4 protein-coding genes are annotated in these 5,690 nt (G+C 71.1%); all 4 read left to right on the top strand.

Annotated features, from left to right (window positions below):
* A partial coding sequence (locus tag HNV26_RS36640) for an energy transducer TonB (protein WP_171453013.1) occupies positions 1-458 on the top strand: 458 nt, incomplete at its 5' end.
* Between the two features lie 141 nt (positions 459-599).
* Positions 600-3,362, top strand: coding sequence for a TonB family protein (locus HNV26_RS36635; protein ID WP_171445480.1), 2,763 nt, complete (start codon positions 600-602; stop codon positions 3,360-3,362).
* Between the two features lies 1 nt (position 3,363).
* A complete protein-coding gene (locus tag HNV26_RS36630; protein WP_171445479.1) occupies positions 3,364-4,284 on the top strand; it encodes a hypothetical protein in 921 nt (306 codons plus the stop codon).
* Between the two features lie 89 nt (positions 4,285-4,373).
* Positions 4,374-5,690 (top strand): caspase family protein (locus tag HNV26_RS36625; protein ID WP_171453012.1); only part of this gene is annotated, 1,317 nt, incomplete at its 3' end.

Here is a 5,690-nt window from a genome sequence, read left to right as displayed (position 1 = left end):
ACGACACCCCGCCCCCCTCCGCGAAGCCCGCGCCCCTGGTGGTGGGCCTGTCGATGTCCTCCACCACCAGCGCTGGAGGTTTCGCGGCGCCCGTGGGCAACACGCTCTACGGAAGGACGGGCCCCACGGCGAAAGCGCCCCAGGAGGTGAAGGCGTACAGCGCGCCGAAGTACGCGCCCATCTACCAGGTGGACTCGGAGCCCACGGTGGCCTCCGAGGTGAAGATTCCCTATCCGGAGGAAGCGCGCCGCGCGGGCGTGGAGGGCACCGTCACGCTCTCCATCACCATCGACCATGAGGGCAAGGTGGTGGCGGTGAAGATTCTCAAGGGGCCCGGCTACGGCCTCAACGAGGCGGCGCGGGATGCCATCCGCCGCTTCCGCTTCAAGCCGGCCATCAAGGGCGGCGAGCCTGTCTCCACGGAGATGAAATACTCGTACACCTTCCTGCTCGATTGATGTCGCCACTCCCGCTGGGAGAGCGGCGGAGCACGGGCGTGCCCGGCATGTCAGGGGGACCCATCCCCACAGGCATCGCGGGATTCCACCTCGCCATCGCTCCGTCTCTCTTTCAGCGGGAGCGGCCCCCCCCTCACCCGTATGCTTGGACACGCCATGTCCTCCACCCTGAAAGCTCGAGGCGCGCTCGTCGCGGCCTCGCTCCTGCTGGCGGCGCCCGTGCTCGCGCAGGCACCCCAGGCCGGCGCGCCTCCCTCGGACGCGGCCACGCCACCCGCGGCGCAGGCCCAGCCCACCATCACCAAGCCTCCCGAACTGGTGCAGCAGGTGGAGGCGCAGTTCCCGCCCGAGGCGCTCGCGCAGGGGCTCACCGCGTCCGTGCGGCTCATCATCACCATCGCGGATGACGGGTCCGTCGCCGAGGTGCTGCCCACCGAGCCGGTGGGCAACGGCTTCGACGAGGCGGCCATCGCGGCGGTGCGCCAGTTCCGTTTCTCGCCCGCCGAGGTCGACGGCGTGCCCGCGCCGGTGCAGGTGGAGTACGTCTACCACTTCACCCTCACCGCGCCGGAGCCGGAGGCGGGTGCCGAGGCCGAGGAGGTCGAGCAGCCCAAGGCCACGCTCACCGGCCAGCTCATCTCCCGCGGAAGCCGTTCGCGCGTACCCAACGCCACCGTGCGTTGCGGCGACGACCCGGACGCGCCCGAGGTGATGTCCGACGAGGACGGCCGCTTCACGCTCGAGGTGCCCGCGGGCACCTGCGAGGTGCGCGTGGTGGCCACGGGCTTCCAGCTCTACCAGACGAAGGAGGAGCTGAAGGCGAACGAGACGACGGAGGTGAACTTCTACCTCGCGCCCTCGGGCGGCGGCCTGGAGACGGTGGTGCGCTCCGACCGGCCGAAGAAGGAGGTGGTGCGCCGCACCATCACCCGCGAGGAGGCGCAGAAGACGCCGGGCTCCTTCGGTGACCCCATCCGCGTCATCCAGTCGCTGCCCGGCGTGGCGCGCGCGCCCTTCATCTCCGGTGAGCTGCTGGTGCGTGGCTCGAACCCGGGCCAGACGTCGACGATGATGGACGGGGTCCAGATCCCCCTCCTGTTCCACCTGCTCGGCGGCCCCTCGGTGGTCAACGCCGAGTTCATCGACCAGCTCGACTTCTTCCCGGGCGGTTACGGAAGCCAGTACGGCCGCGCGGTGGGCGGCATCGTCGAGGTGGGCACGCGCAAGGGCGCATCGGACACGCTGCACGGCTCGGTGAAGGTGGACCTGCTGGACGCGGGCTTCTTCCTGGAGAGCCCGATTACGGACGGCATCAGCGTGGCCGCCGCCGCGCGCCGTTCGTACATCGACGCGATTCTGCCCGCCGTCCTGCCGGAGACGGAGGGAGGTACGCTCTCCGTGGTGCCGCGTTATTGGGACTACCAGCTGCGCGTGGACTTCGGCGCGAAGCGCGGGACGCCCAACGACGACGCGGCCGTGACGGCGGGGGGCGCGCGCAGCTCCGGCTACATCATGGCCTTCGGCAGTGATGACCAGCTCCGCATCGTGTCCACCGGCCCCGAGACGGAGCGGGACCTGGAGCTGAACACGCGCACCAACTTCCACCGCGTGAAGGGCGACTGGACCTACCGCAAGGGCGCGATGTGGTCCGTCTTCACGCCCTTCGTGGGCATGGACCGCAGCGACGTCGACTTCGGGATGGCGCGGCAGGAAGGCAAGACGTACACGCTGGGCGCCCGCGAGGTGCTGGGCATCGAGCTGTCCTCCGCGCTCACCGTCCGCACGGGTCTGGACCTCGTCTTCGAGCACGAGCGCTACGACGTGTCGTTCCCCGCGCCGGGCGGCGTCGAATACGTGCCCTTCCCCGGGGCCGAGCCGGTGGGCCAGCAGTTGGAGGAGCAGATTGCCCTGAGCGCCTTCGACGGCGCGCTCTTCCTGGAAGCGGACCTGCTGGTGGGGCGCTTCACCTTCACGCCGGGCGTGCGCGGCAACCTCCAGACGGTGGGCAACACGCGGAACCTGGCGCTGGACCCCCGGCTGTGGGTCCGCTACGCGGCCACCTCGCGCACCAACCTCAAGGGCTCGCTGGGCCTCTACAGCCAGCCGCCTGAGACGTTCCGCTTCATCACCGCGCCCTACGGCAACCCGGACCTCGCCTACCAGCGCGCGTTCCAGAGCAGCCTGGGCGTGGAGCACCGCATCACCGACGTGCTCAACGTGGACGTCACCGGCTTCTTCAACCGCCGCTTCAACAACATCGTGTCGCCCGGCCAACTCGTCACCAACGAGGGGGGCGGCGTCTTCACGCTGCCGTACTCCAACGACGGCATCGGCCGCGCGTATGGCGTGGAGGTGATGCTGAAGAAGGAGCGCGCCTCCGCGACGGACAAGTGGTCTGGCTGGCTCTCGTACACCTTCAGCCGCGCGGAGGACGGGCGCGCGGGGCCACGCCCCCAGGGCGGAGGGCTCTTCGGTGGCGGCAGCGCGCCCGACGACTCCACCTATGGCCTCAGCCCGTGGGACCAGACGCACATCCTCACGCTGGTGGCGGGCTATGTGCTGGGCGACGGCTGGGAGCTGGGTGGCCGTTTCCGCTACACCAGCGGCCGGCCCATGACGCCGCTGGCGGGCGGCCATGACGTCTACGACGCGGACCGCAACCGCTACAACGCGACGTTTGGTCCCTACTTCTCCGACCGCACGGGCGGCTTCCACCAGTTGGACGTGCGCGTGGACAAGAGCTGGCGGTTCCAGAGCTGGACGCTCACGGCCTACCTGGACGTGCAGAACCTCTACAACGCGAAGAACGTCGAGTTCGTCTTCAACGACTACCGGTTCCGTCGGGAGTACGAGGTGCCGGGCATCCCCATCCTCCCCGTGGTGGGTGTGAAAGGAAGCTTCTGAGATGAAGGCTCTGCTCGAATATGGTGGGTTGTTGCTGCTGCTGGGGGCCACCGCGTGTGTCGACGTCGAGGACCAGCCTTCGCGCGTCCACGACTTCCGTGTGCTCGGTCTCGCCACGGAGCCGCCGGAGTTCATGGCGTCTGCTTGTGAGCTCAACCCAGCGACGCTGGATGAACTCTCCGAGCCCGTGACATACCGCGCGTTGCTGGTGGACCCGGCGGGCGAGGGCCGCCCCATCCAGTACACGCTGTGGGCGTGCGCGGACCCCGAGGACCGGACGTGCGCGAACGAGGCCAACCGCGTGCTGCTCGCGGAGGGCACCACCGCGCCGGGTGAGCTGACGCTCAGCATCCAACCGGGCGCGGCCACGCTGGCGGATGACACGCCGCTGCTGGCGCGGGTGCAGGCGCTGGACCCCTACCTGGGGCTGGGCGGCCTGCGCATGCCGCTGGTCCTCTTCACACAGGCGGGTGAGGAGCGGGTGTACGCGCAGAAGCTGATGGTCTTCTGGTGCCCGGCCGTGGAGGGCATGCGGGCCAACGTGCAGCCGGTGATTCCGGGCCTGCGCGTGGATGACGTGGCCTGGGCCGCGGAGGCGCCGCTGGAGCTGCGGGGCGCCGGGCCCTTCGTGGTGACGTCCGAGGACGTGGTGGCCTTGCAGGAGACGTACGTGGTGCCCGGGCTGCGGCTGGAGGCGGTGACGCTGCGGGAGAGCTGGGTGATTTCTTGGCACGCGACGCTGGGCGAGTTCTCGCCGCAGGAGACGGGTGGCTCGTCCTTCGGCGGGCAGGAAGGCCGGCACCGCACGGAGTGGGAGCCGCCGGAGGGCGCGCAGGCGCAAGAGGTGACGTTCTGGGCGGTGGTGCGGGACGGCCGGGGCGGCAGCTCCTGGTTGGTGCGGCGGGCGCTCTGGAGCCCGTGAGCCGGGCTCGCTCGCCGGCCTCCAGTCGAGATATGCCGAGGGGACTCGCTTGAGGCCGGGCCGGGCCTGATGCGTGGGGTGGAACGCGGATGATGAGACGCACCACTGCTGGGGAATGGGGCCGCCGGTGCGGTCTGCTGGCCGCCGTCTGCCTGGGCGTGTGGGCCGCCGTGTCCGCCGCGGCCACGCCGCCCCCGGTGGAGGAGCCCCCGGTGACGCTGCGCCGCTTCGCGCTGCTCGTGGGCTCCAGCGAGGGCGGTGAGGGACGCGAGCGGCTGCGCTACGCGGGCTCGGATGCGTTGGCCATGTCCCGCGTGCTGGGGGAGTTGGGCGGCGTGGCGGTGGCGGACCGCGTGCTGCTGCTGGAGGCGGACCGGAAGGGCCTGCTGGGCGCGCTGGAGCGGATGCGGGTGCTGGTGGAGGCCGCGGCCGCCGACGGCGTTCGCAGCGAACTGGTGCTCTACTACTCGGGCCACTCGGACGCGGAGGGGCTGCTGCCGCGCGGTGAGCGGCTGACCTACGCGGCGCTGAAGCAGGGGCTGGGCGCGGTGCCGGTGGACGTGCGCATCGCGATTCTGGACTCGTGCGGCTCCGGCGCGGTGACGCGCTTCAAGGGTGGGGTGCACCGGCCGGGCTTCCTCATGGACGCGGCGTCGCAGGTGCGGGGCCACGCGTACCTCGCCTCCAGCTCCGCGGATGAGGTGGCGCAGGAGTCGGACGCCATTGGCGCGTCCTTCTTCACGCACTTCCTGGTGACGGGCCTGCGCGGCGCGGCGGACGCCAGCGGCGACGGCCGCGTCACCCTGCACGAGGCCTACCAGTTCGCCTTCCATGAAACGCTGGCGCGCACGGAGCGCTCGCAGGGCGGTCCGCAGCACGCGGCCTATGACATCCAACTGGCGGGCAGCGGCGACCTGGTGCTGACGGACCTGCGCACCTCGCGCGTGCGGCTCACGGTGGCGGAGGACGTGCAGGGCCGCCTCTTCGTGCGCGACTGGGGCAACCAACTGGTCGCGGAGCTGCAGAAGCCCGCGGGCCGGCGCCTGGCGCTGGGGCTGGAGGCGGGGCGCTATCAGGTCGTGCTGGAGCGTCCCTCGCAGCGGTTCGAGGCGGAGTTGACGGTGTCGCCGAAGGGGGGCTCGGAGCTGCGCGCCGAGCACTTCGTCCCCATGACACTCACGCGCACGGCGGCGCGAGGCGGGACGGACATGCGGGCCGAGGCCCTGTCCACCGGCGAGCCGGTCATCCTCGGCGACATGCCCTCCGTGCCCTTCAACCTGTCACTGGTGCCGCCGCTGGCCACCACCTCGCTGTGGGGAGGCGGCGGGCGCAACCACCTGGCGCTGGGCGTGCTGGGCGTGCGCTCGGTGCAGCTTCAGGGGGTGGGCGTGTCCGCCGGCGTGGGG

Source organism: Myxococcus xanthus (assembly GCF_013116825.1).
GTDB lineage: Bacteria > Myxococcota > Myxococcia > Myxococcales > Myxococcaceae > Myxococcus > Myxococcus xanthus_B.
The sequence above is the reverse complement of the archived record's forward strand: the minus strand, read 5'-3'. Positions and strand labels throughout refer to the sequence as shown.